Below are 1,813 nucleotides of genomic sequence, written 5' to 3' on the forward strand. Positions count from 1 at the left end.
AATGCTGCTCTGATTGAGGTATTGCTGGGAAATACCAAACAAACCAGCCCCGATTGCAATCAGGGCAACTGGAACAATAACCTTGATGCTCATGTCGTCTCCTTACTGGCCCATGGATGCTAAGATTCCAACACACCCTCCCACGCAAATAGCAACACCATATGGAACGCCCTTGCTTTTCCTAGAAGGGATAACCTTAGTTGTTAAATATTCACAGAGTGCGGCGACGCCACCAACAACAAGAACAACCAATATAGAGGCGAACAAGAAACCCGGTGATATAAATAGTGAAAGCACTGTCAACAGCTTGACGTCCCCTGCACCCCAAATCCCAAGCATCCAAAGCGTGAAACAAATGAATAAAGTAATAAAGAAAGATATATAATAAATATTTATTTCATACACTAAAGTAGAAATTAATAAGAAAATCAACAATAAAAAAACTGCTGTATTGGGGATCTTTCTTTTCCTAATATCGAAATAGCATATAGACATCAGAATTAAAAACAATCCCCAAATAAACAACTTAAATGTTATGATAGATTCGATCATTAACTTATTAGTTAGTTGTACTGCCATCCATTGCTTTTTTGATATTTTTCACTCCCTCACTGAGAGCATTATCTAAAGAACTGTTATCTGTACTATTAAATACAGATATAATAACGGCAGCAACCGCTACGCCTAACACCGCGTACTCAATCGCTGTTACACCGCGCTCGTCTTTTGCGAACTCTTCAAGTAGTAATTTTGCTTTGATATAAGTAGATAAAAACATAATGAACTCCATGTCACTCTTTTGGTTTGCACTCACATGAGTGCCTTTCTCCTAAAACGCAAATAAAACAATGCCCTAGGAGGAATATATGATGAGTACGCTTTCTTGTGATCTTTTATTCCATCACTTACGTAGTCTTCTCACCTGTTCATTTCAGTACATTTCATACCAAGCGGTTAGTATTATTTTGTCAATAATTTGACCTTTCTTACTATTCTTCTATTATTTACTTTAATGATAATAAACTGGATTCATAAGGTTAACGCCTTATCAAATAGTTACAGATATGGAAAAAGGAAATTTCATCGGTGATGAGCCAAATTATTTGAATTCTTGTTTGTTAAAAGTAATTCAAACTAATTTCATTATTAATCACGTTGGTTGGGATATTTCTGTACTAAGTGAACCAAATCAATCATTTAGCTTTTTATACCTACATAGTAGTAGAAATAAGCAATTAGCCGACCTTGCAGAGAAAATAGCGATTAATTTAAACAGAGACATTATTGTTATTCACAATAATATTTACCAAAGTGAAAACAAAATAAGCAACATTACACATATTAATGAGAATAATATACAAGCAACTAATCACCTATCTACTCTTTTAGAAAGATACAAACAGTTGAGTAATAAACCAGACGCCTATCAAATATCACATCGTTTTAACGTAGAAAGCACCGTTTCCTATATAGATGCTCACTTAAATAGCGCAGTGACAGAGAAAGAAGTAGCTGACCATTGCCACCTGTCAGTGAACTATTTCTCTAAAGTATTTCATGCCAACGTTGGGGTCAGCTTTCAGGAATATGTCACCACAGCTCGCATAGAGCAAGCCAAGTTAACCCTTATCCAGAAACGAGAGCAGACGATTGCCAATGTAGCCTATACATTGGGCTTCAAAGATGTCTCATACTTTAGTCGTTTAACCACCTGCTGCTCTAGCGGGCTGAATGTTGTGTTCTTGATAAACAGCCCGAAAACCGTGTTGTATGCTGCGTACGTCGCTGGTGCTTCAGCAAGAACTGCCTGCAG

At 36.8% G+C, this 1,813-nt stretch carries 3 protein-coding genes; 1 reads left to right on the forward strand and 2 read right to left on the reverse strand.

The features are described from left to right. Window positions 1-102: 102 nt before the first annotated feature. Together KIV40_RS27240 and KIV40_RS27245 are read right to left on the reverse strand one after the other, a co-directional pair. A complete protein-coding gene (locus KIV40_RS27240; protein ID WP_285352314.1) occupies window positions 103-579 on the reverse strand; it encodes a prepilin peptidase in 477 nt (158 codons plus the stop codon). Next, window positions 560-778 carry a Flp family type IVb pilin gene (locus KIV40_RS27245; RefSeq protein WP_285352316.1) on the reverse strand — a complete coding sequence of 73 codons (219 nt, stop codon included), beginning with the start codon at window positions 776-778 and terminating at the stop codon, window positions 560-562. The genes KIV40_RS27240 and KIV40_RS27245 overlap by 20 nt, the downstream gene beginning before the upstream one ends. A gap of 286 nt (window positions 779-1,064) precedes the next feature. On the opposite strand from KIV40_RS27245, the gene KIV40_RS27250 reads away from it, so the two are divergent. After that, window positions 1,065-1,813 (forward strand): helix-turn-helix transcriptional regulator (locus KIV40_RS27250; RefSeq protein WP_285352318.1); only part of this gene is annotated, 749 nt, incomplete at its 3' end.

It is taken from the genome of Vibrio sp. D173a (genome assembly GCF_030248475.1).

Coding starts and splice junctions, on each gene's coding strand:
- KIV40_RS27240 (WP_285352314.1), bottom strand. CDS start 579: ATGGCAGTACAACTAACTAATAAGTTAATGATCGAATCTATCATAACA.
- KIV40_RS27245 (WP_285352316.1), bottom strand. CDS start 778: ATGTTTTTATCTACTTATATCAAAGCAAAATTACTACTTGAAGAGTTC.